Below are 20,561 nucleotides of genomic sequence, written 5' to 3' on the forward strand. Positions count from 1 at the left end.
ATCATGTCCTACATTATTGTGAAAAAAACAAAATCCCACATTTTAGGTAAAAATAAGTCAAAAGGCTCTTTTTTGATATTAGCACTAAATACTAAAAAAGAAAATCCCTAACTTAGCAATTATATTACATTCAGCATGAATTTGTAATGGGTTTGACATGTAAATAGAAAGGAGATTGTGTGAATACATAAAAGTGGACTATAAGAATACGTAAAAATACAGTATTTGTTTTTATTAATCATTCAAGATGGAGTAAACTTTTAAATTTCTAGTTATTTTGAAAAGGAGGAAATTATCATGAATAGAGTGTGGAAGAATCTAATTTCGGAAGAAAATATCGTGAAATGGAGAAGGCACTTCCATAAGTATCCGGAATTATCATTTCATGAAAAAGAAACTTCGCAATTTATATATGATACATTATGCTCATTTTCTTCTTTTGAAGTAACGAGACCGACGAAGTATAGTGTACTAGCAATTAAAAGAGGTGTGAAGCAAGGGAAAGTAATTGCGATTCGAGCTGATATAGATGCTTTGCCAATTCAAGAGGAGACAAGTAAACCTTATACGTCTGTGAATAAAGGTGTAATGCATGCATGTGGGCATGATGCTCACGCGGCTATTTTGTTGGGTACAGCAGAAGTGCTAGCAAATATAAAGGGAAATTTTTCAGGTGAGATTCGTTTATTCTTTCAGCATGCAGAAGAGGTGTATCCTGGCGGGGGACAAGAAATGGTTGAAGCAGGCGTAATGGATGGTGTTGATTATGTAATAGGTTTACATGTTATGTCAGGACTTGAGAGCGGGAAGATAGGCATTGCGTATGGGCCGATGATGGCTGCACCAGACGTATTTACAGTTGAGATTCAAGGCAAAGGAGGACACGCGGCGCGACCAGAAGAAACGATAGATCCTATTGCTATCGGAGCACAGATTATTACAAATCTACAACATATCGTATCAAGAAATACAAGTGCTTTTATGCAAAGGGTTGTTTCAGTTACACAATTTCATGGGGGAACGGCTGACAATATTATTCCTAGTACAGCAACTTTAATGGGAACTGTTCGTTCATTTAATCAAGCATTGAGGGTGGAAGCAGAAGGGAAAATCGAGAAAATTGTGAAAGGAATTACAGAAGCACATGGAGGATCGTATACATATACGTATCGATATGGATATGATCCCGTTATTAATGATGAATATATTACGAAAATAGTAGAAGAAAGTGCACTACATTTGTTTGGGAATGAGCGTGTTGTGAAGCTTGAACCTTCTATGGGTGGAGAAGATTTTTCAGCATATTTAAGAAAAGCACCTGGTTGTTTCATTAAATTAGGAACAGGTAATGAAAATATATATACTTGTTATCCACATCATCATCCGAAATTTGACTTGGATGAATCAGCATTAATTTGTGGAGTGGAGCTATTTTTAGAGACGACTATAAGATTACTAAAATCATAGAAAAACAAAAAAAGGCAACTGCACTCTATTGCAGTTGCTTTTATTTCTTTCCGTCAGAGAGGGCTGAGAAAGAACTATGCTCATTTATAGTATATGAATAGCTAACGGACAAGCTTGTACATTTTAATCATTTTAAAAAAAAAAGTTGTTGACAGTGATAATCAATATCAATTAATCTAAAAATAGTTGAAATTGATAATTATTATCAATAGGATGGATGCGACATGTTAATGAGAAAAAATTTTCACCTTCTGCGGAGGGGATTAAAAGATAAAAATAAAGATGTTGATCAGCATATGGAATGGCAAAGAAATGTAATTCGGTCTGAATATGTAGATGAGAAGAAGAGCATTCAAACAGAAAAAGAGATACAAAGTAAAGGGAGAGGTTCAGTTGAGTAAGTTAGTAATGATTTTTGCAAGTATGAGTGGAAATACAGAGGAAATGGCTGACCATATTGCCGGCGTAATTCGTGAAACAGAAAATGAAATTGAAGTTATTGATATTATGGATTCACCAGAAGCTTCTATATTAGAACAGTATGATGGAATTATTTTAGGTGCATACACTTGGGGAGATGGTGATCTTCCTGATGATTTCTTAGATTTTTATGATGCAATGGATTCTATTGATTTAACTGGGAAAAAAGCAGCAGTATTCGGATCGTGTGATTCGGCTTATCCGAAATACGGAGTGGCAGTTGACATTTTAATAGAAAAGCTACAAGAGCGCGGGGCAGCAGTTGTGTTAGAAGGACTAAAAGTAGAATTAACGCCAGAAGATGAAGATGTAGAAAAATGTTTACAGTTTGGAGCTGAATTTGTAAAACACCTTTCTTAATGGCAGAAGGGAGAGGAAGAGCAAGTGCATGAGAAAATCGCAATCAAAACGATGACAGATTATCATTTGTATGATTTTATGCGTTGTCCGCATAAATTTTATTTCCGTCATATAAAAAGAAGAGAACCTTCTTCGTTTGAATGGCAACAAATCGCACAAATGATTGTGAATCGAATTATTAACGAATATTACACACTACCTGCGGGCCAACAAACGAAAATCGTACTTTTAATATTAATAGAAAAGTATTGGAAAAAAGTAAGGATTAATATGTTTGCTTCAAAGACGGAGTATTATATTGTGTTAGCGAAGCTAACGGATCATTTATTACAGTTTGTTGAAAGAGATGATAGTCAAACACCGCCGTTATTTTTATATGAAAAATTTCAAACATATATGGAAGAGTTAGGTGTCCACATGTCATTGACATTAGAAGTTGGTGAGTGGAGTACTGAGTCGTTTGTAATTAAAAAGTATGTTGTCGATGCAGATGAGGAAATGCTTGCTCTTTGTCAAAAGTTAATGATAGTGTTTAGTTATAAAGCTTTCGGCATTCTTCCCGGAAAAATTGAAGTTATTAATTTAATAGAAGGAACTAAGTATGAGTACATTCCGAAACAGGAAGATATTATAACTGGAATGGCTCATTTATCTAGAATGAAAGAAATGTTACAGCAACCTGAGCATTATACAGAGCGTCATTTTCGTTCTGAGTGTATAAGTTGTGCATTTCGTAGTGAATGCCAAGGGGAAGAAGTAAAGAAAGAAGCGGAGCAGAAGAAAAATATCATACATTAAAGGATGCAAATTTGCATCCTTTTTTGTTGTTGACATGAAAAGCTTTTCATCATTTACCGTATATTTGTAGCAGATTTTAATAAAGGGAGGAATAATCAATGAAAGATGAAACGAAAGTATTTCAATGGTTAAAAGAACAGAATGCTCCTTTTGGAATTCAACTGCAAATTTTACAAGCATTTCAACTGTATCAAGTCATTGTGGAAATGGATAAAAAGTTAATGATGTATGAGGAGAGGGAATATAGGGAGAGAATGTAATCTCATCCCTGCAGTATTACTTTCAGTTGTTCTATACCAGCTAAAAACTCAAGTTCATTCTTTGTTTCAAAGTTATAAATTATATTATGTAGTAAAGGACTGTATTGATAAAAATTTGTGATACGGTGAATGAGTAATGGATCATGGTGTGAAGTAAGTGTACAGTATTGTTCATATACTGATGTAGTAAATTCATGTCCGAAATCATCATATAGCCCAGCAAAGTCAAAGGCAGGATCTCCAATTTGAGCATCACCAAAATCAATGATTCCTGAAATGGTTTTATTTTGGTTATCAAATAAAATGTGATGATGTGTAAAGTCAGCGTGAATGATTGCATTTGGAAATACCGATGTAGCTATACAGGCAAAAAAATTCTCGAATAAACGGTTTAAGGTTGATTTCTGGAACGAAGTTAGACTGTTAGTAACATACTCATTTAATTTAGTTTGTAGCTCTTTCCAGTAGATAAGTGTTTTTTCGGTAGGGAACCCTAACGCTGTAACACTTTTTAGAGGAATGCTATGTAGAGCCGCAAGGAAAGTAGCTAATTGTGTAATAATTATTTTTCGTTCTTTTTCATCTAAGTTCGCAACTATTTCTGTTTTTAATGGTTCACCATGAATGAGAGTATAGTAACTACAAAGAGGAACCTCATCAGATTCATTTTTATAAATTAGGTGATATTGTGGAACTTCGATTTCTTGTAGTGAGTGAGTGAGAATTGTGCACAGTTCTTTTTCTAACGGAATTCGCAGTGCATATTCCTGTTTTCGCGGGAAACGAAACAGTAGTTCATCATTTACTATAACCGCTACATTATCCCATCCTTCTTCATTTTGTTTATATGAGTGTATAGAAAGATTAGGCAAAGCTTCTTTTATATATTGTTTGTAAGAGTCCATACTTGTTCCTCGTTTCTAATTTAAGTTATTCTACTTTATGATATCAGAATTTTCTTTCTATATGTTAAAATATAACTATCATTATGAAGAAGGGCGGGAGAATTACGAAGAAAAGAATAGTAATCATTTCTCTATGTATCGTTTTTGGACTGTTTTGGTCATATAAAGAAGAAGTTTTTGCTAGCTATAAACCAATTGATCAGTACGGATTAAATAAGGAATTAAAGAACAAAAGTATAGAAACTTTAACTCATAATGAAATGAAAAAGGTAGGAGAACATTTTGTGACCGAGCAACTATCAGTGTTTGGATTTCATAATAAAGAAGATGTAAAACGAAAAGGTGAAGAACTATTTTTATATAGTGGGTATGAACAATTAATGAAAAACTATTATCCAAATCGTTTTCAGGATTTAGAGTATAAATTTATAAACGGAGAGATACGTGAAGTAACGGCTAAAAGTTTTCTCTATCAAACTGTAGCGTACGTGGCGGGTACTGAAAATGGTAAGAGAAGCGAAATGAAATTGAATTATGAAATGAAATTGAATTATGAAATGAAAATTGTAAAGGTTAATCATGCATTAAAGGTGTTAGAACAAAAACAGTACGTACAATAAAGTGAAACATAAATCAGTGCCATAAATAGCGGGATAAAAAAATCCCCCAGTTCTTTGAGGGATTTTAAAGGTTTTCATTTTGTTGACCAATTTCTTTTTGAGCAATATATAAATTTCCTTGCTCAACTTGTTTTTGAGTAAGAACAGAATCACCTGCATACCCTTTTTCTGTTTTTACAGTTCTTTTTGAACGATTGGAATCTTGTTTCTTCATATAATAAATCACCTTCCATCAAAAATAAACGAAAATGATAAGCACAAGCAATACAGCAGCAAAAATGGTAATACCCATTAAAAACGAAGTGTTTTTATATTTAGGTTGTTTATGTACATCTTGCCGATATCCAGGTGAAATTTCAGGGGCGAATTCTTCGTCGAATGATTGCTTTTTTTCTTTTTCGTCCATATGTATCCACCTTTCTTTTTCATTATGTTATACGTTACAAGAAAAAATATGCATAAAGAAAACAACCGCTATATTATGAGCGGCTGTTTTGCGTTGTATATTTTCTCTGAACTTGAAAGAGACGGATAAGGAGGAAGGTTGCTCCAAATGCTAGACCGATAATAAGACCGATCCAATATCCTTTTGCTGCCCAATCAGTATAGGTTGCTAATATGTAACCGAGAGGGAGACCAATTACCCAATAGGCGATCAATGTCATAATTAAGGCGACATTTACATCTTTATAACCACGTAGTGCCCCTTGTACAGGAGTTGCAATTGCATCTGAAATTTGAAATAAAATCGCAAATATAAGGAATTCTTTTGCTAAATGATGAACTTGTATATCTGTCGTATAAATCGAAGCAATTTCATCATCAAAGAAGTAAAGAAGAATGGAATATAATAGGGCGAATGCAAGTGCTAAGCCAATCCCGATAAATCCATATTGTTTTGCGTTATTATATCGTTTCGCTCCAACTTCAAATCCAACAGAGATGGTCATGGCCATTGCTAAACTTAAAGGAGTCATATATAGCAAGGAAGCGAAGTTCATAGCCGCTTGATGAGCTGCGATTGTTGTCGTACTAAAATTACTCATCATAAGTGTTACCGCAGCGAAAATACTCGTTTCAAAAAAGATAGCAAATCCGATAGGGACGCCAAGTTTTAAGAATTCTTTCCAACTCGAAAGAGAAGGGCGATATAATTGTTTAAAGATATGGAAAGATGCAAAAGGCTCTTTCGTACGAATAATCATAACGGTAATAATTAAAATGCACCAATAGGTTGCTGCAGAAGCAATTGCTGCTCCGACACCACCGAGTTTTGGAAAACCGAAGTTACCGAAAATTAATACATAATTTAATACTACATTAATTGGTAATGATAGTAATGTAATGATCATCGTTGTACGAGTTTTTCCTAATGCATCAATAAATCCGCGTAAAACTGTGTAAGTAAATAAAGGGATAATTCCAATTGCGATAATACTTAAAAATTGTGCTGCAATACGTTCTACAGGTCCTTCTAATTGCATGCCATTTAAAATAGGTGTAACAGTAAAGAAACCGATAAGGATAACAACGAGGCTAGCGAAAATGGCTAAATATACTGCTTGTATGACAACGTGAGGAACATCCTCTTTTTTCTTAGATCCAACGAGTTGTGCAACAATTGGAGTCGTAGCCATCAAAATTCCTGTTAATCCCGTACTAACTGGAATCCATATACTTGTTCCGATAGCAACACCTGCTAAATCAATAGGGCTTGCATGTCCTGACATTGTCGTATCGAAAAAACTCATTGCAAATAATGACATTTGCGTAACGAAAATCGGGAAAAATAGTAATACAAATTGCTTTAATTTTTGTGATAATGAATTAGTTTCTTTCATAAAATCCCCTTTCCGCTAAAAAACAAACTCTAACTATCATACAATTTAATCAAAAAATAGAAAAGAAATACGCGTATGCAATATGTACAATCAATAAAAAAAGGATGCACTTTAAAAGGGGATAAGGTATTATGATAAGGTGTGAAAAATTACATATTTGTTATTAAGGAGGCACTACTCGTGGCTGATTGGTTAATTGGAATAATCATGGGTGCTGTTGAAGGTTTAACAGAGTTTTTACCAGTTTCATCAACAGGGCATATGATTTTAACAGGTCATTTACTTGGATTTGACGATGAGAGAGCGAAAGTTTTCGAAGTTGTTATTCAATTGGGATCGATTTTAGCAGTTGTAGTTATATTTTGGAAGCGTCTATGGTCTTTAGTAGGTATAGGAAAAGTAACAGATGGACCGTCGTTAAATTTATTACATATTATTATCGGGATGATTCCTGCCGGCGTACTTGGCGTATTATTCCATAGTGCGATTAAAGAAGTTTTATTTGGGCCAGGCCCAGTTGTCATTAGCTTAGTGGCTGGTGGTATTTTAATGATTGTTGCTGAGAAGTTTTCGAAACCAAGTACAGCAAGAACATTAGATGAAATCACATATAAGCAAGCATTTACAATTGGAATGTTCCAATGTTTAGCACTTTGGCCAGGATTTTCTCGTTCTGGTTCTACAATAAGTGGTGGTTTATTAGCTCGCGTATCACATACAGCGGCAGCTGAATATACATTCATTTTAGCAGTACCAATGATGGTAGCTGCAAGTGGTTTAGATTTAATTAAAAGCTGGGATATATTAAGTGCGGCTGATCTACCGTTATTTGCAACAGGATTTATTACAGCATTCGTTGTTGCGATGCTTGCAATTGTTTCATTCTTAAAATTACTATCTCGTGTAAAACTAACACCGTTTGCTTACTACCGTTTCATTTTAGCTGCGGTATTCTATTTCTTCATTATGTAATAAAAAAAACTGCCGAGTTCGGCAGTTTTTTTTATTTTACTACTTTTTCCATCATGCTTTCCATTACATGTTCCCAAAGAGAAGTGTCATCAGCTAATGTAGCACGGAAATTAGCGTACATTTCTTTTTGTTTCTCTTCGAATGTTGGATCTTCTTTTTCAGGCAATGTAGCGCGCATTGAAGTTACTAACTCTTGTACTTTTGGAGCACGTGGTCCCCAAACGGCTTGTTCGTTTCCATCTTTATCAATGAAAATAAAGATTGGAATCGCACGTGCTGTTCCGTTTGTTAAATATTGATCCATTAATTCTAAGTTTTCATCGCGAATTAATAATGACATATCAATATTTGCAACTTCAGAAATTCGTTTCATAACAGGTACGCATAAAAGAGCATCGCCACACCAATCAGCTGTTAATACGATAACACGCCAGCCGTCATTTTGACGTTCTTCTAATACAGGAAGTAATTCATTTGGAATTAAAAAATTATTGTAAATGTGAAGTAACTCGTATTGATTTACTTTCATTTCATTTACATATGTATCAAAGGACATACCTTTATCAGCCCATTGTTGTAAGTTCATAAGTAACACCTCTTTCGTATGATTTGCTTTCATTGTACCAATTTTTATATAGAAAAGCTTGTATTCTTACTCTTTCTTGTCACTTAATAATTTATTTAATAGGAAAAGGAATAGTACGACACATAATTCAGCTATGTTGGACAGTTGTACGCTCTCTATCCAATCGTCAGCGGTATGAATGACGAACCAATCTAGTGTAATTTCAATGATTGCGAAAAGAGTAATAGAAAGCCAATTTGGCATGTTTTGTGTCATTGGATATAGCAGTGCCTTGAAGAAACTGAAGATGAAAAATATAATACCGTCTAAGAAAGTAATTAATAAAAAAAATAGAAGTAAGGCAGTGCGCGACCTATACTCTACACCAGTAATATGAAAGATTCCTACATATACAAAAAATATAAATGCAAAAATTACAATGAGGAACAGAATAACAAAACCAATGATCAAAGTTTTATCTTTTAGATTGAAATTCGAAAATTTGTCTTCTTCACCCACTATCCCAACTCCTTTTTTTGGAAATTTAACTTCATTTTATCATGAAATATCTATTAAAAAACTACGAATTATGGGAAAATAAGGTGACAAAAAGTAAGATTTCATGTAAAATTATTAATAAGGTTTTTATTTAATCAAATGAAATAAAAGGGGCTGTCAAAGTTGTCTCAAAATCGAGAGCAATTAATGGAAGAACTATCGACAAATGTTTTTGCTATGTTCCGCACGTTGCGTAATGATATTGGAAAAATATTTGGTGGTTACATACCGTGGAATGAGTTCATCGTCCTTAGAATATTGAATCGTACGAATAAAGAAATGGTATCACGTGTGGCGAATGAGTTAAATGTGTCGAATAGTCATATTACAGCTGTTACAGAAAAATTAATTAATAAAGGTTTTGTAACTCGTTCACGTTCTACGTCAGATCGCCGAGTTGTATATTTGGAGATTACTGAACAAGGAAAAGATTTAGTTGCAAAAATGGAAGGTGCAAAAAAACAATATTTGCAAGAAAGATTTTCTACGCTCTCAGAAGAAGAAATGAATATAATGATATCTATTTCTAAAAAACTTATTTAAGTCATTATAAGTGAGAAAACGCTTACACTCCGAAAAAGAAGACTTTCCTTATATGAGGAAGGTCTTTTTTCGCATGTAAAAGATTATAAAAAAGAAAATATGTAACATACTACTAATAAAGGAAGGGGGCAGAAATATGACAAATCGAAATGGTAGTAAAGGGAGCGGAAATCAAGGCTCACCGAAATCAGGGCAATTTCAACAAGAGTTTAGTGCAGAATTTGAAACTGGTAACGATAATAAAGGAAAAGAATATCGTTCGAAAAAGGGAAGTAAATCAAAAAAGGAGTGAATCATTTCACTCCTTTTTTGATTTAAGATGCGGCAGATTGATCTGTATTATATTTTTCTTCTGATTTTGCGACAATCATTGCGCAAATTGCATCACCAGAAATATTTACAGCTGTTCTTGACATATCTAGAATGCGGTCAATACCGATAATTAAGGCAATACCTTCTACCGGTAGATTTACTTGATTTAAAACCATCGTCAGCATTACAAGCCCAACACCTGGTACACCAGCAGTGCCGATACTAGCTAGTACAGCAGTTAATACGACTACAGCTAGTTGGGAAATAGTAAGTTCAACGCCGTATACTTGAGCGATAAATACAGTTGCTACACCTTGCATAATGGCAGTACCATCCATATTAATTGTTGCACCTAGTGGTTGTACAAAAGAGCTGATTGCTTTTGGAACACCAAGCTTCTCTTGTGCGGTTTTCATTGCAAATGGAAGAGATGCATTAGAGCTAGATGTACTAAATCCAATCGCCATTACTGGTCCGAAATGTTTAAAGAAACGGACAATGCTTTCTTTTGCTAATACTTTTAATAAGCCACCATATACGAAGACACCATGAATAATAAGTACTAGCATAACGACAATCATATACTTGAACATCGCAGCGACGCCTGCAAGACCCATTTTACCGACGGATGAAGCAAGCAACCCAAATGTTCCGATTGGAGCTAATTTCATAACGAGATTAACGAGATACATCATTAATTCGTTGCCCTGTTCAAGTAATGAATGAATACCTTGGACACGTTTTCCTAAAATAGCTATACCAAGTCCAATTAATACGGCAAAGGCAATAATTTGTAACATGTTTCCATCAGCCATCGCTTTTGCTGGGTTATCTGGTACGATATTTAGCAATGTATCAACGAAAGATGTTTCGGTTTTTGCACCTTCATATTTAAGCCCTTCGGTTTTAAAATTACCGCCAGATCCTGGTTGTATAATCAGTGCAAATGTAACTGCAATAGAGATGGCAACGGCTGTAGTTACAAGAAAAAATGAAATTGATTTTAAACCAATTCTTCCAAGTTGCTTCGGGTCCCCAAGACCAGCAGCTCCAAGTACGATAGAAATGAATACAACAGGGACAACTAGCATTTTAATGAGGCGAATAAACAATTGACCAAGTGGATTGAACACATATTGATTTAATGGTTCAAAAATGGATGGTGCAGCTAAATTTAAAGTGAGTCCGACAACTAAACCGAGAAATAATGCAATTAAGATTGCTTTTGTTTGTTTCAATAAAACCCCCTCCTTATTTTTGTGAAATTACTTTCTACATTAATTGTACCGAAAAACTACCTATTTTGACAATATTTTCTGAATATTTAGTACAAAAGTATCTATTTAAATATAGATTGCTTTTACGAAAGTAAGCAGAAAAAGCTAAATAAACTATTTAGAAAACAAAATAGACCATCACATATGATGGCCTAGGGAAGGGGACAATTTATGTCAATTTAATTAGGGATGGAAGTTGTTCAAGACACTGGGGAATGTCTTATAAATTAGGGAGGAACAACTTCGATACATATACTATAAAATGTGGATGTGACGCCCATGTGAACATAGAGTGAAAGAGAGAGGGAGTTTTAAATAGAAGATAGAAAGACAAAAAATAAGACCATCACGCAGGATGGCCAAAGGAAGGGGACAATTTATGTCAATTTAATTAGGGATGGAAGTTGTTCAAGACACTGGGGAATGTCTTATAAATTAGGGAGGAACAACTTCGATACATATACTATAAAATGTGGATGTGACGCCCATGTGAACATAGAGTGAAAGAGAGAGGGAGTTTTAAATAGAAGATAGAAAGACAAAAATAAGACCATCACACAGGATGGCCAAAGGAAGGGACAATTTATGTCAATTTAATTAGGGATGGAAGTTGTTCAAGACACTGGGGAATGTCTTATAGATTAGGGAGGAACAACTTCGATACATATACTATAAAATGTGGATGTGACGCCCATGTGAACATAGAGTGAAAGAGAGAGGGAGTTTTAAATAGAAGATAGAAAGACAAAAAAATAAGACCATCACACAGGATGGCCAAAGGAAGGGGACAATTTATGTCAATTTAATTAGGGATGGAAAGCTGTTCAAGACACTGGGGAATGTCTTATAAATTAGGGAGGAACAGCTCCGATACATATACTATAAAAGATAGATGTGACCCCTATGTGAACATAGAGTGAAAGATATGAGGATTTAAGCAATGATACATATAAAATGATTGTTGTGAGAGTTATAGAGTAAGGATACTTATAATAGAAAGAGTCTTTTCATAAATGAAGTGAAGTTCGAGTATAAATAAAAGTTGAAAACTATGAAAAAAAGGATTATGCTCAACTATATTATAAGAATATAAGGTTTATCCTGCTATTTAAGGTTTTTTATAAGCCTTTAGTTATGAGGGGAAAAAGGGAGCTAGTGAATATGGAAGTAACAAAAAGACAAAGGCTGTATAATCGTTTTATACGATTAAATCCACCACAAATATTAGCATTAGGTTTTTTCTGCTTAATTGTGGTTGGCGGTTTGTTATTAAAGTTACCATTCGCAACGAAAGTACATATTAGTTGGGTAGATGCTTTCTTTACGGCAACGTCAGCAGCAACTGTAACGGGGTTGGGAGTAGTAGATACTGCAAGTACGTTTACGATGTTTGGCGAAATTGTAATTATGTTTTTAATTCAAACGGGCGGTTTAGGTCTTATGACAATTGCCATTTTAATTGTTTGGGTATTAGGTAAAAAAATCGGATTACGTCATCGCTTATTAATTGGAGAGGCATTTAATCAGACGAATATAGGTGGTCTTGTAAAATTAGTAAAACGTGTCTTTATATTTTCAATTTGTATTGAGTTGATTGGGGTTATCTTTTTATCGTTTCGCTTTATTCCAGAGTTTGGCTTTGGAAAAGGTATACACTATAGTATTTTTCACGTGATCGCATCTTATAATAATGCCGGATTTGCTCTATGGCCGGATAATTTAACGAGGTATGTAGGCGATCCGATTATTAATATTGGGATTTGCTCTTTAATCGTAATAGGTGGTCTCGGATTTACCGTACTAATTGATATATGGTATAGCCGGAGTTTTCGAAAGCTATCGCTTCATTCCAAAATCATGATTATTGGAACGGTAGCGCTAAATGTGATAGCGATGATTGTGATTTTTGTATTGGAATATAATAATGTGAAGACTTTAGGGAATTTACCGTTAAATGAAAAGTTATGGGCTTCTTTTTTCCAAGGGATTACTCCTCGTACGGCTGGATTTAATACAGTTGACTACGGTGGAATGGAAGAATCATCTATATTATTTACGATGGTTTTAATGTTTATTGGTGCAGGAAGTGTATCAACAGGTGGAGGGATTAAATTAACAACGTTTGTTATTTTAGTTACATCTGTTCTTTCTTTCTTTAGAAAGAAAGAGGAAATCGTATTATTTCAGCGCACAATTAAAATGTCGACAGTAACGAGAGCATTAGCAATTGCTGTGGCCAGTCAAATTCTCATTTTTGCAGCAGTATTTATATTAATGCTTACAGAAGACTTCAGTTTTATTCAGTTACTATTTGAAACAATTTCAGCGTTTGGAACGGTAGGATTAACGATGGGAATTACTGCAAAGTTATCAGCGTTTGGAAAATGTATGATTATGTTTGTTATGTTTTGTGGATTAATCGGACCGTTAACACTTGTATTTTCTTTAGCGCGACCAGCAAAACAAAAAATTAAATATCCGTCAGAAGATGTATTTACAGGATAAGGTATCCCGCATAAGCGAGATACCTTTTTCTTTTTAAAAGAGGGAGAACAATAAGCCGATAAGCGCTACTCGGAATAAAATTGCAATGAGTGCTGCAATTCCGCCGACAATCGCAGCGATACCACCAGTTACAGTAGCTCCGCGGTTATAAGCGTAAATACCTAGTAGTACAGAAACAAGACCGAATAATGTTGGGAAGGTGAAAAGTGATAAGATAGATAAGGCAAGAGCGATAAAGCCAGCCGTTGACCCAGCAGCGGACGATCTTACATCATCTTTATGTTCCTTCTCATCGTAATCATAATCAATGCGCTGTGGTGCAACCTCAGCTGCATATTCTTCTTTATAGTCACTATAATCACTATCTATTCTATCTCTTTTTTTATACTCATCAAATTTCTCAGTCAAAGTCATGACTCCTTTCATAACAGGGTTCAATAGTAGTATGTATCTCTTTTCCCTTTTTATCCGAGTATGTACAGGGAGTAATATCCATTTAAAAGGTGAAGATTGTTTTTTTGAAATAGGAAAAGTTAGTATGACTTCCTCTATTTTGGAAAGTATAAAAAAGAATAATGAGGAAAGGGTGCAATACATAATGGAACATCCAATTGAAAATTTAATGAAAACAGCAATGACAAATTTAAAAGAGATGGTAGATGTAAATACAATTGTTGGCAGCCCGGTTTCAACAGCTGACGGAAATGTAGTATTAACAGTATCTCAAGTGGCCTTTGGTTTTGGAGCTGGCGGAAGTGATTTTAAAGGTGATTTTATTTCCGAAAAACATAAGAACGGACAAGGGCAACATAAAGAGCACAAACAAAGTCATCCATTTGGAGGCGGGAGCGGGGCTGGGGTTTCTATTAGCCCAGTTGCTTTTTTAGTAGTTGGTTCTAACGGTGTGCAAGTATTGCACCTCAATAGTAGTACACATTTAATTGAGAAGGCTTTAAATACTGTACCAAGCACTGTAGATAAATTTGTAAATAATCGTCAAAAGTGAACTTGCATTTTTTAGGAATTATGATATATTAGAACAAGTGTGCTTTATGATGATCGGAATAAATGAACTGTAAATATATATGATGTGTGGAATAAGGGAGAGGAATTTATGATTAATATCAAAAACTTAGTAGTTGGGTTATGTATGTTAGTAAGCGGCTTTGTTGTATATGTAATAAAAGAAAAAGCTCCATTCTAAAACAGACAAACCGTTACTGTCTGTTTTAAATTTGTAAAAAATGTTGACAAGTTATCGTATTGATGTTAAAATTTTAATTCGTGTCTCGGTTACAGCTAGTGTAAAGTAAATAAATCTTATAAATATAATACGAAAAGTTTGCGAAAGATCGGGTAATCTTACCAACAACTTTTGTGAACAAACCCTATAAATTATAATTATAGGCTTTATAGGTATACTAGTGAATCAAGGAGCGGTCAGTGGAACCGTAATGATGAGAGAGAGGTAGGGCTTTCATCCAGTATATGTTACTTTCCCGTTAGGTGAATATAAAAAAGAGGACTCCTTTTCAAAAGGGGTCCTCTTTCATTTTTTAAGTGCGACTTTCAACTTGTTGACAAATTTCATCCGTTGTTAAACCATGAGCTGTAATTACTGAACCCTTAATTGATGCATCTGCGATACCCATCATATTAGAATCTTGCCCAGTTACAACGCAACAGTCGCATCCTTGTGCATCCTGTTCGGAGTTAAGGGGAACGACTTCATGTCCTTGTTGCTTAAGAGCTTGCTGAACATCTGTTAGCGAGTTTTCAACACCGATTCTAGCCATAATTCTCACCTCCTACCATCTAGTTGCTAGTATGCTCAAGTACATCGCATATATTTATGAAAGATGGTAGGATACATTTATCCGACTTTAATGGGCAGTAAGACCCCCACCTCAAAATGCAGCGAAAGCAAAGAAGTTAGGTGGGGGATGAAGAAAACCCCCACTGATTAAAATTTCACTTTATTTGTTTAGTCGTTATATACACCAGTAAGCATTTGGCTTACGAATTGATCGTTTAAAGTATCTTGGGCGGAAGAAGTATTTGAATGGATGTCGATGGAAGCAATAAAATTGTTATGTTTTTTATTATTTGGTTCTACCTCTACATAATTATCGAATTTACAAAAACCTTTCGTATCCATTAGATCAAATAGTTGAAGCATTTCTACTACCTCTTGTCTCGTTCCTTTAATTTGTACACACGCCATATTGATTTCCTCCTTCATTTTGACAAATTGTTTTTTAAAAATAGGATTATGATTCCGAAATGGAAAATATGAATGTTATTTTTAGACAGCGTTATTTTTACTATTTCCCCCCTTTTTCAGCAAAAGTCGTTGTATATTCCCGAATTTATAAAAACGGACGTCCGTTTATTGAATACAATAGATTCGTATCAATTGACGAAAATCCTTCTTTTAAGCAAATATTTTTTTAATGGAAATTGACGAAAAAAATTTTTTGACTTTTTGTAAACGTTAACAATGTTGTTAAATCAATATAATTAAAGATGTACGTACGAATAAAAATTATAAATTTTCTAAAAATTCACTTGATTTATTTAGAAAGGAGAGTAAACTAGGAAACAATAAAAAATTCATAGAACATAGGAGGCGCTTTCCAGTGAACGAGCAATGGATTTTCTTAAATGGAGAATTTGTTCCAAAAGACGAGGCAAAAGTATCAGTATATGATCATGGTTATTTATATGGAGATGGAGTATTTGAAGGAATTAGAGTCTATAGCGGTAATGTTTTCCGTTTGAGAGAGCATCTTGTCCGGTTATATGAATCAGCAAAATCCATCATGTTAGAAATTCCATATTCTTTAGATGAAGTAACGAATATTGTTGTTGAGACGATTCGACAAAATAAATTATCTAATGGATACATTCGCCTAGTTGTATCGAGAGGAGCAGGAAATCTTGGGTTAGATCCTGATTCTTGTAAAAAACCGAATGTAGTAGTAATTGCAGAGCAACTATCTTTATTCCCGCAAGAATATTATGAAAAAGGGATTCCAGTTGTAACAGTTGCAACGCGTCGAAACCGTCCAGATGTATTGTCGCCTCAAGTAAAATCTTTAAATTATTTAAACAATATTTTAGTTCGCATCGAAGCGAAATTGGCTGGAGTACAAGAAGCGCTTATGTTAAATGATCAAGGATACGTAGCTGAAGGCTCAGGGGATAACGTATTTATTGTAAAAGGAAATAAATTAATTACACCACCAAGTTCTGCTGGAGCGTTAGAAGGCATTACACGAAACGCTATTTTAGAAATTGGTGAAAAACTTGGATATGACGTTAGAGAAGAGTTATTTACAAGACATGATGTATATGTAGCTGATGAAGTATTTTTAACAGGAACGGCTGCGGAAGTAATTGCTGTTACGACAGTAGATGGTAGAACGATTGGTTTAGGGCAAACGGGTCCACATACGAATCGTTTACTAGAAGAATTCCGAAAGTTAGTTATAGAAGATGGAGAGAAAATTTACGAAGAAAATAAAGTTGGATAACAACTTTTTATAACATAAGAAAGCGTTGATAGGGAGGAGTAGTTGATTGTGAAGCCTCACAGAGAGTCGGTGGTTGCTGGAAACCGATGGTTCACGTCGACGAACATCGCCCTTGAGTGCTAAGCTGAAGCATTTGTCTAGGCTTAGACGGTAGCTCCGTTATTAGCTAGACTCATTTTATGAGTCACTGAGGCAAGAGTATTCTTGCAAAGAAGGGTGGTACCGCGAAATCTTTCGTCCCTTCAGCACATAGCTGGAGTGTGGACGTAGGATTTTTTTTATTGATAAAAGTTTTTTAAAGGGGGCTTATAAGAACAATGTCTTCAAAAACGGAAGAGAAACTGGCAACTGGTGCACAGCTATTGTTAGAAGCGCTAGAAAAGGAAGGAGTAGAAGTGATTTTTGGTTATCCTGGTGGTGCTGTTTTACCTCTTTATGATGCACTCTATGACTGTGAAATTCCGCATATTTTAACGAGACATGAACAAGGTGCTATTCATGCTGCTGAAGGATATGCCAGAATTACTGGCAATCCAGGGGTTGTCATTGCAACGAGTGGACCGGGTGCTACAAATGTGATTACTGGTCTAGCAGATGCGATGATTGATTCGTTACCACTTGTTGTATTCACAGGGCAAGTAGCGACAACGTTAATTGGAAGTGATGCTTTCCAAGAAGCCGATATTATGGGGCTTACGATGCCGGTGACAAAACATAATTATCAAGTGCGAAAGGCTTCAGATTTACCTCGAATTATTAAAGAAGCATTTCATATTGCTAGAACAGGAAGACCAGGGCCAGTCGTTATTGACCTTCCGAAAGATATGGTAGTAGAGCAAGGCGAACGATGTAGTGATGCGCAAATGGATTTACCAGGATACAACCCGAATTATGAACCGAATCTACTTCAAATAAACAAATTATTACAAGCAATTATGGTTGCAAACAAGCCATTAATTTTAGCTGGAGCAGGTGTATTGCATGCGAAAGCTTCGAAAGAATTAACAAGTTTTGCTCGTAAATACGAAATTCCTGTTGTGCATACATTACTTGGTCTTGGTGGCTTTCCGCCAGATGAAGAGCTTTTTCTAGGGATGGGAGGAATGCATGGTTCTTACACAGCTAATATGGCGTTATATGAATGCGACTTACTCATTAATATAGGTGCGAGATTCGATGATCGTCTTACTGGAAATTTAGCTTATTTTGCTAAGGAGGCGACTGTCGCGCATATTGATATTGATCCAGCAGAAATCGGAAAAAATGTGCCGACTGAAATTCCTATTGTTGCAAGTGCTAAGCAAGCGCTCCAAGTATTACTTCAACCAGAAGGAAGGAAAGAAAATCATCATGAGTGGATCTCTTTATTAAAGCATAGAAAAGAAAAGTATCCATTCTCTTATAAACGAAATTCTGAAAGTATTAAGCCTCAATATGCAATTGATATGTTATATGAAATTACGAAGGGAGAAGCGATTGTAACGACAGATGTGGGGCAACATCAAATGTGGGCAGCCCAATATTATCCGCTGAAAAATCCAGATAAATGGGTAACTTCAGGAGGATTAGGAACGATGGGCTTCGGATTTCCAGCAGCAATTGGTGCCCAAATTGCAAAGCCTGATGAATTAGTTATTGCAATTGTTGGTGACGCTGGATTTCAAATGACTCTGCAAGAATTAAGTGTGTTAAAAGAACACTCTTTACCTGTTAAAGTATTTATTTTAAATAATGAAGCTTTAGGGATGGTAAGACAATGGCAAGATGAATTTTATAACAAAAGATATTCGCACTCTTTACTATCGTGTCAACCAGATTTCGTTGCTCTTGCGAATGCGTATGGCATAAAAGGGGTTCGCATAGATAATCCACTTCTTGCAAAGAAACAATTGCAGCATGCAATTCAATTACAAGAGCCAGTTGTAATTGATTGCCGTGTACTTCAATCAGAAAAGGTAATGCCGATGGTTGCGCCCGGGAAAGGTGTTCACCAAATGGAGGGAGTGGAAAAAAGGTGAAGAGAATTGTTACAGCAACAGTTCGAAATCAAAGTGGTGTGTTAAACCGAATTACAGGTGTTATGACACGAAGACATTTTAATATTGAAAGTATTTCAGTAGGTCATACGGAATCATCGGACATATCGCGGATGACGATTGTTGTACACGTTGAAAATGAACAGCAAGTAGAGCAGTTAATTAAACAACTTCATAAGCAAATTGATGTTTTGAAAGTATCAGATATTACAGAAGAAGCGATGATTGCAAGAGAACTCGCACTTATTAAAGTAGCAACATCAGTAGCAAGAGCAGAATTATACAGTTTAATTGAACCGTTTCGAGCCGCTGTAATAGATGTTGGGAAGGATTCCATAGTTGTGCAAGTAACAGGTACGCAGGAGAAAGTAGAAGCGTTAATTGAATTACTTCGTCCATACGGTTTGAAAGAAATTGCAAGAACAGGTGTAACAGCCTTTACGCGTAGTATGAAAAAGCAAGATAAGCAAGTAATGTTAATTCAATAATCATTTAAATATAGGGGGAAATGAAAATGGCAAAAGTTTATTATGAAAAAGATGTAACGGTAAATGTATTAAAGGAAAAAAAAGTAGCAATCATTGGATATGGCTCGCAAGGTCATGCGCATGCGCAAAATTTACGTGATAACGGATTTGATGTAGTAGTAGGTTTAAGAAAAGGGAAGTCTTGGGATAAAGCGAAAGAAGATGGATTTTCTGTATATACAGTAGCAGAAGCAGCAAAGCAGGCTGATGTAGTAATGATTTTACTACCGGATGAACTGCAGCCAGAAGTATATGAAGCGGAAATTGCGCCAAATTTACAGGCAGGAAATTCTCTCGTTTTTGCACACGGATTTAACGTTCACTTTGATCAAGTGAAACCGCCAGCGAATGTAGATGTATTTCTAGTAGCACCAAAAGGTCCAGGACATCTTGTGCGTCGTACATTTGCTGAAGGAGGAGCTGTTCCTGCATTATTTGCAGTATACCAAGATGCAACAGGAGTTGCGACTGAAAAGGCACTTTCTTATGCCGATGGAATTGGAGCGACGAGAGCTGGTGTATTAGAAACGACATTTAAAGAAGAAACGGAAACAGATTTATTTGGAGAGCAAGCTGTACTTTGCGGAGGAGTAACTGCGCTAGTAAAAGCTGGATTCGAAACGTTAGTTGATGCTGGATATCAGCCGGAACTTGCATATTTTGAATGTTTACATGAACTAAAACTAATCGTTGACCTTATGTATGAAGGTGGACTTGAAAATATGAGATATTCAGTTTCAGATACAGCGCAGTGGGGCGACTTCGTATCAGGGCCACGCGTTGTAACGGAAGATACGAAGAAAGCGATGGGTACAGTGCTAGCAGAAATTCAAGATGGTACATTTGCAAGAGGTTGGATTGCAGAGCATAAAGCAGGAAGACCGAATTTCCATGCGACAAATGAGAAAGAGAATGAACACGAAATCGAAGTAGTTGGACGTAAATTACGTGAAATGATGCCTTTCGTACAGCCGCGAGTAAAGGTAGGGATGAAATAAT

The 20,561-nt window shown here is 35.4% G+C and carries 26 protein-coding genes and 1 other annotated feature; of the genes, 16 read left to right on the forward strand and 10 right to left on the reverse strand.

Features of this window, described 5'->3' with window-relative positions:
* Positions 1 to 297: 297 nt before the first annotated feature.
* The 5 genes from BGI23_RS06975 to BGI23_RS28340 all read left to right on the forward strand — a co-directional run bounded on the left by BGI23_RS06975 (position 298) and on the right by BGI23_RS28340 (position 3,365).
* Positions 298 to 1,467: an amidohydrolase gene (locus BGI23_RS06975; RefSeq protein ID WP_001082778.1), complete on the forward strand. Its 1,170-nt coding sequence runs from the start codon at positions 298 to 300 to the stop codon at positions 1,465 to 1,467.
* A gap of 224 nt (positions 1,468 to 1,691) precedes the next feature.
* A complete protein-coding gene (locus tag BGI23_RS28335; RefSeq protein WP_000929023.1) occupies positions 1,692 to 1,868 on the forward strand; it encodes a hypothetical protein in 177 nt (58 codons plus the stop codon).
* Positions 1,861 to 2,307 carry a flavodoxin gene (locus BGI23_RS06985; RefSeq protein ID WP_000041153.1) on the forward strand — a complete coding sequence of 149 codons (447 nt, stop codon included), beginning with the start codon at positions 1,861 to 1,863 and terminating at the stop codon, positions 2,305 to 2,307. Before BGI23_RS28335 ends, BGI23_RS06985 begins: the two co-directional genes overlap by 8 nt.
* 24 nt (positions 2,308 to 2,331) lie before the next feature.
* The gene (locus BGI23_RS06990) at positions 2,332 to 3,105 is read left to right on the forward strand and encodes a hypothetical protein (protein WP_070805573.1); all 774 of its coding nucleotides are present in this window, start codon (positions 2,332 to 2,334) and stop codon (positions 3,103 to 3,105) included.
* Between the two features lie 98 nt (positions 3,106 to 3,203).
* A complete protein-coding gene (locus BGI23_RS28340) occupies positions 3,204 to 3,365 on the forward strand; it encodes a hypothetical protein (protein ID WP_016088745.1) in 162 nt (53 codons plus the stop codon).
* A 2-nt stretch (positions 3,366 to 3,367) separates the two neighbouring features.
* Here BGI23_RS28340 and BGI23_RS07000 read toward each other — a convergent pair whose 3' ends face one another.
* Positions 3,368 to 4,270 carry an aminoglycoside phosphotransferase family protein gene (locus BGI23_RS07000; protein ID WP_070805574.1) on the reverse strand — a complete coding sequence of 301 codons (903 nt, stop codon included), beginning with the start codon at positions 4,268 to 4,270 and terminating at the stop codon, positions 3,368 to 3,370.
* A gap of 83 nt (positions 4,271 to 4,353) precedes the next feature.
* On the opposite strand from BGI23_RS07000, the gene BGI23_RS07005 reads away from it, so the two are divergent.
* On the forward strand, positions 4,354 to 4,890 hold the full coding sequence (locus BGI23_RS07005) for a biotin transporter BioY (RefSeq protein WP_070805575.1): 537 nt from the start codon (positions 4,354 to 4,356) through the stop codon (positions 4,888 to 4,890).
* A 64-nt stretch (positions 4,891 to 4,954) separates the two neighbouring features.
* Here the strand turns inward: BGI23_RS07005 and BGI23_RS28345 are convergent, their stop codons facing one another.
* The 3 genes from BGI23_RS28345 to BGI23_RS07020 all read right to left on the reverse strand — a co-directional run bounded on the left by BGI23_RS28345 (position 4,955) and on the right by BGI23_RS07020 (position 6,731).
* Complete coding sequence (locus BGI23_RS28345; RefSeq protein WP_000743738.1) at positions 4,955 to 5,104, reverse strand: hypothetical protein; 150 nt, start codon at positions 5,102 to 5,104, stop codon at positions 4,955 to 4,957.
* Positions 5,105 to 5,122: 18 nt separating this feature from the next.
* Positions 5,123 to 5,296: a hypothetical protein gene (locus BGI23_RS07015; protein WP_000343560.1), complete on the reverse strand. Its 174-nt coding sequence runs from the start codon at positions 5,294 to 5,296 to the stop codon at positions 5,123 to 5,125.
* A gap of 73 nt (positions 5,297 to 5,369) precedes the next feature.
* Positions 5,370 to 6,731 carry an MATE family efflux transporter gene (locus BGI23_RS07020; protein ID WP_000665401.1) on the reverse strand — a complete coding sequence of 454 codons (1,362 nt, stop codon included), beginning with the start codon at positions 6,729 to 6,731 and terminating at the stop codon, positions 5,370 to 5,372.
* A gap of 180 nt (positions 6,732 to 6,911) precedes the next feature.
* On the opposite strand from BGI23_RS07020, the gene uppP reads away from it, so the two are divergent.
* A complete protein-coding gene (uppP, locus tag BGI23_RS07025; RefSeq protein ID WP_000796249.1) occupies positions 6,912 to 7,703 on the forward strand; it encodes a bacitracin resistance undecaprenyl-diphosphatase in 792 nt (263 codons plus the stop codon).
* A gap of 31 nt (positions 7,704 to 7,734) precedes the next feature.
* Here uppP and BGI23_RS07030 read toward each other — a convergent pair whose 3' ends face one another.
* Positions 7,735 to 8,322, reverse strand: coding sequence for a thioredoxin family protein (locus BGI23_RS07030; RefSeq protein WP_003266558.1), 588 nt, complete (start codon positions 8,320 to 8,322; stop codon positions 7,735 to 7,737).
* A gap of 33 nt (positions 8,323 to 8,355) precedes the next feature.
* Positions 8,356 to 8,787, reverse strand: coding sequence for a YrvL family regulatory protein (locus BGI23_RS07035; protein ID WP_000503435.1), 432 nt, complete (start codon positions 8,785 to 8,787; stop codon positions 8,356 to 8,358).
* A gap of 162 nt (positions 8,788 to 8,949) precedes the next feature.
* Here BGI23_RS07035 and BGI23_RS07040 point away from each other — a divergent pair, with 162 nt between their 5' ends.
* Entirely contained in the window at positions 8,950 to 9,369 is a 420-nt protein-coding gene (locus BGI23_RS07040) for a MarR family winged helix-turn-helix transcriptional regulator (RefSeq protein WP_000081439.1), read from the forward strand.
* A gap of 136 nt (positions 9,370 to 9,505) precedes the next feature.
* Positions 9,506 to 9,661, forward strand: coding sequence for a hypothetical protein (locus BGI23_RS07045; RefSeq protein ID WP_000184931.1), 156 nt, complete (start codon positions 9,506 to 9,508; stop codon positions 9,659 to 9,661).
* A gap of 22 nt (positions 9,662 to 9,683) precedes the next feature.
* Here BGI23_RS07045 and BGI23_RS07050 read toward each other — a convergent pair whose 3' ends face one another.
* Complete coding sequence (locus BGI23_RS07050) at positions 9,684 to 10,919, reverse strand: dicarboxylate/amino acid:cation symporter (RefSeq protein ID WP_000814817.1); 1,236 nt, start codon at positions 10,917 to 10,919, stop codon at positions 9,684 to 9,686.
* A gap of 1,200 nt (positions 10,920 to 12,119) precedes the next feature.
* On the opposite strand from BGI23_RS07050, the gene BGI23_RS07055 reads away from it, so the two are divergent.
* Entirely contained in the window at positions 12,120 to 13,463 is a 1,344-nt protein-coding gene (locus BGI23_RS07055) for a TrkH family potassium uptake protein (protein WP_000454132.1), read from the forward strand.
* A gap of 33 nt (positions 13,464 to 13,496) precedes the next feature.
* Here the strand turns inward: BGI23_RS07055 and BGI23_RS07060 are convergent, their stop codons facing one another.
* A complete protein-coding gene (locus BGI23_RS07060) occupies positions 13,497 to 13,889 on the reverse strand; it encodes an imidazole glycerol phosphate synthase (protein WP_001997037.1) in 393 nt (130 codons plus the stop codon).
* A gap of 112 nt (positions 13,890 to 14,001) precedes the next feature.
* Here BGI23_RS07060 and ytfJ point away from each other — a divergent pair, with 112 nt between their 5' ends.
* Positions 14,002 to 14,469: a GerW family sporulation protein gene (gene ytfJ / locus BGI23_RS07065; protein WP_002071000.1), complete on the forward strand. Its 468-nt coding sequence runs from the start codon at positions 14,002 to 14,004 to the stop codon at positions 14,467 to 14,469.
* Between the two features lie 108 nt (positions 14,470 to 14,577).
* Entirely contained in the window at positions 14,578 to 14,667 is a 90-nt protein-coding gene (locus tag BGI23_RS07070; RefSeq protein ID WP_000608225.1) for a hypothetical protein, read from the forward strand.
* A gap of 352 nt (positions 14,668 to 15,019) precedes the next feature.
* Here BGI23_RS07070 and BGI23_RS07080 read toward each other — a convergent pair whose 3' ends face one another.
* Positions 15,020 to 15,259 (reverse strand): YkuS family protein, encoded by a 240-nt coding sequence (locus tag BGI23_RS07080; RefSeq protein ID WP_000101003.1) that lies wholly within the window; start codon positions 15,257 to 15,259, stop codon positions 15,020 to 15,022.
* 188 nt (positions 15,260 to 15,447) lie between these two features.
* Positions 15,448 to 15,687: a DUF3911 family protein gene (locus BGI23_RS07085; RefSeq protein ID WP_000752509.1), complete on the reverse strand. Its 240-nt coding sequence runs from the start codon at positions 15,685 to 15,687 to the stop codon at positions 15,448 to 15,450.
* 415 nt (positions 15,688 to 16,102) lie between these two features.
* On the opposite strand from BGI23_RS07085, the gene ilvE reads away from it, so the two are divergent.
* The 4 genes from ilvE (at position 16,103) to ilvC (ending at position 20,560) form a co-directional block, all read left to right on the forward strand.
* The gene (gene ilvE, locus BGI23_RS07095) at positions 16,103 to 16,999 is read left to right on the forward strand and encodes a branched-chain-amino-acid transaminase (RefSeq protein ID WP_001005497.1); all 897 of its coding nucleotides are present in this window, start codon (positions 16,103 to 16,105) and stop codon (positions 16,997 to 16,999) included.
* 16 nt (positions 17,000 to 17,015) lie between these two features.
* Positions 17,016 to 17,244 (forward strand) — a binding site (T-box leader).
* 72 nt (positions 17,245 to 17,316) lie between these two features.
* Entirely contained in the window at positions 17,317 to 19,017 is a 1,701-nt protein-coding gene (ilvB, locus tag BGI23_RS07100; RefSeq protein ID WP_070805576.1) for an acetolactate synthase large subunit, read from the forward strand.
* Positions 19,014 to 19,523 carry an acetolactate synthase small subunit gene (gene ilvN, locus BGI23_RS07105; protein WP_000822948.1) on the forward strand — a complete coding sequence of 170 codons (510 nt, stop codon included), beginning with the start codon at positions 19,014 to 19,016 and terminating at the stop codon, positions 19,521 to 19,523. Before ilvB ends, ilvN begins: the two co-directional genes overlap by 4 nt.
* A 26-nt stretch (positions 19,524 to 19,549) precedes the next feature.
* Positions 19,550 to 20,560: a ketol-acid reductoisomerase gene (ilvC, locus tag BGI23_RS07110; protein WP_001151733.1), complete on the forward strand. Its 1,011-nt coding sequence runs from the start codon at positions 19,550 to 19,552 to the stop codon at positions 20,558 to 20,560.
* Position 20,561: the final 1 nt, after the last annotated feature.

This window comes from Bacillus sp. ABP14, from assembly GCF_001831375.1.
GTDB lineage: Bacteria > Bacillota > Bacilli > Bacillales > Bacillaceae_G > Bacillus_A > Bacillus_A paranthracis.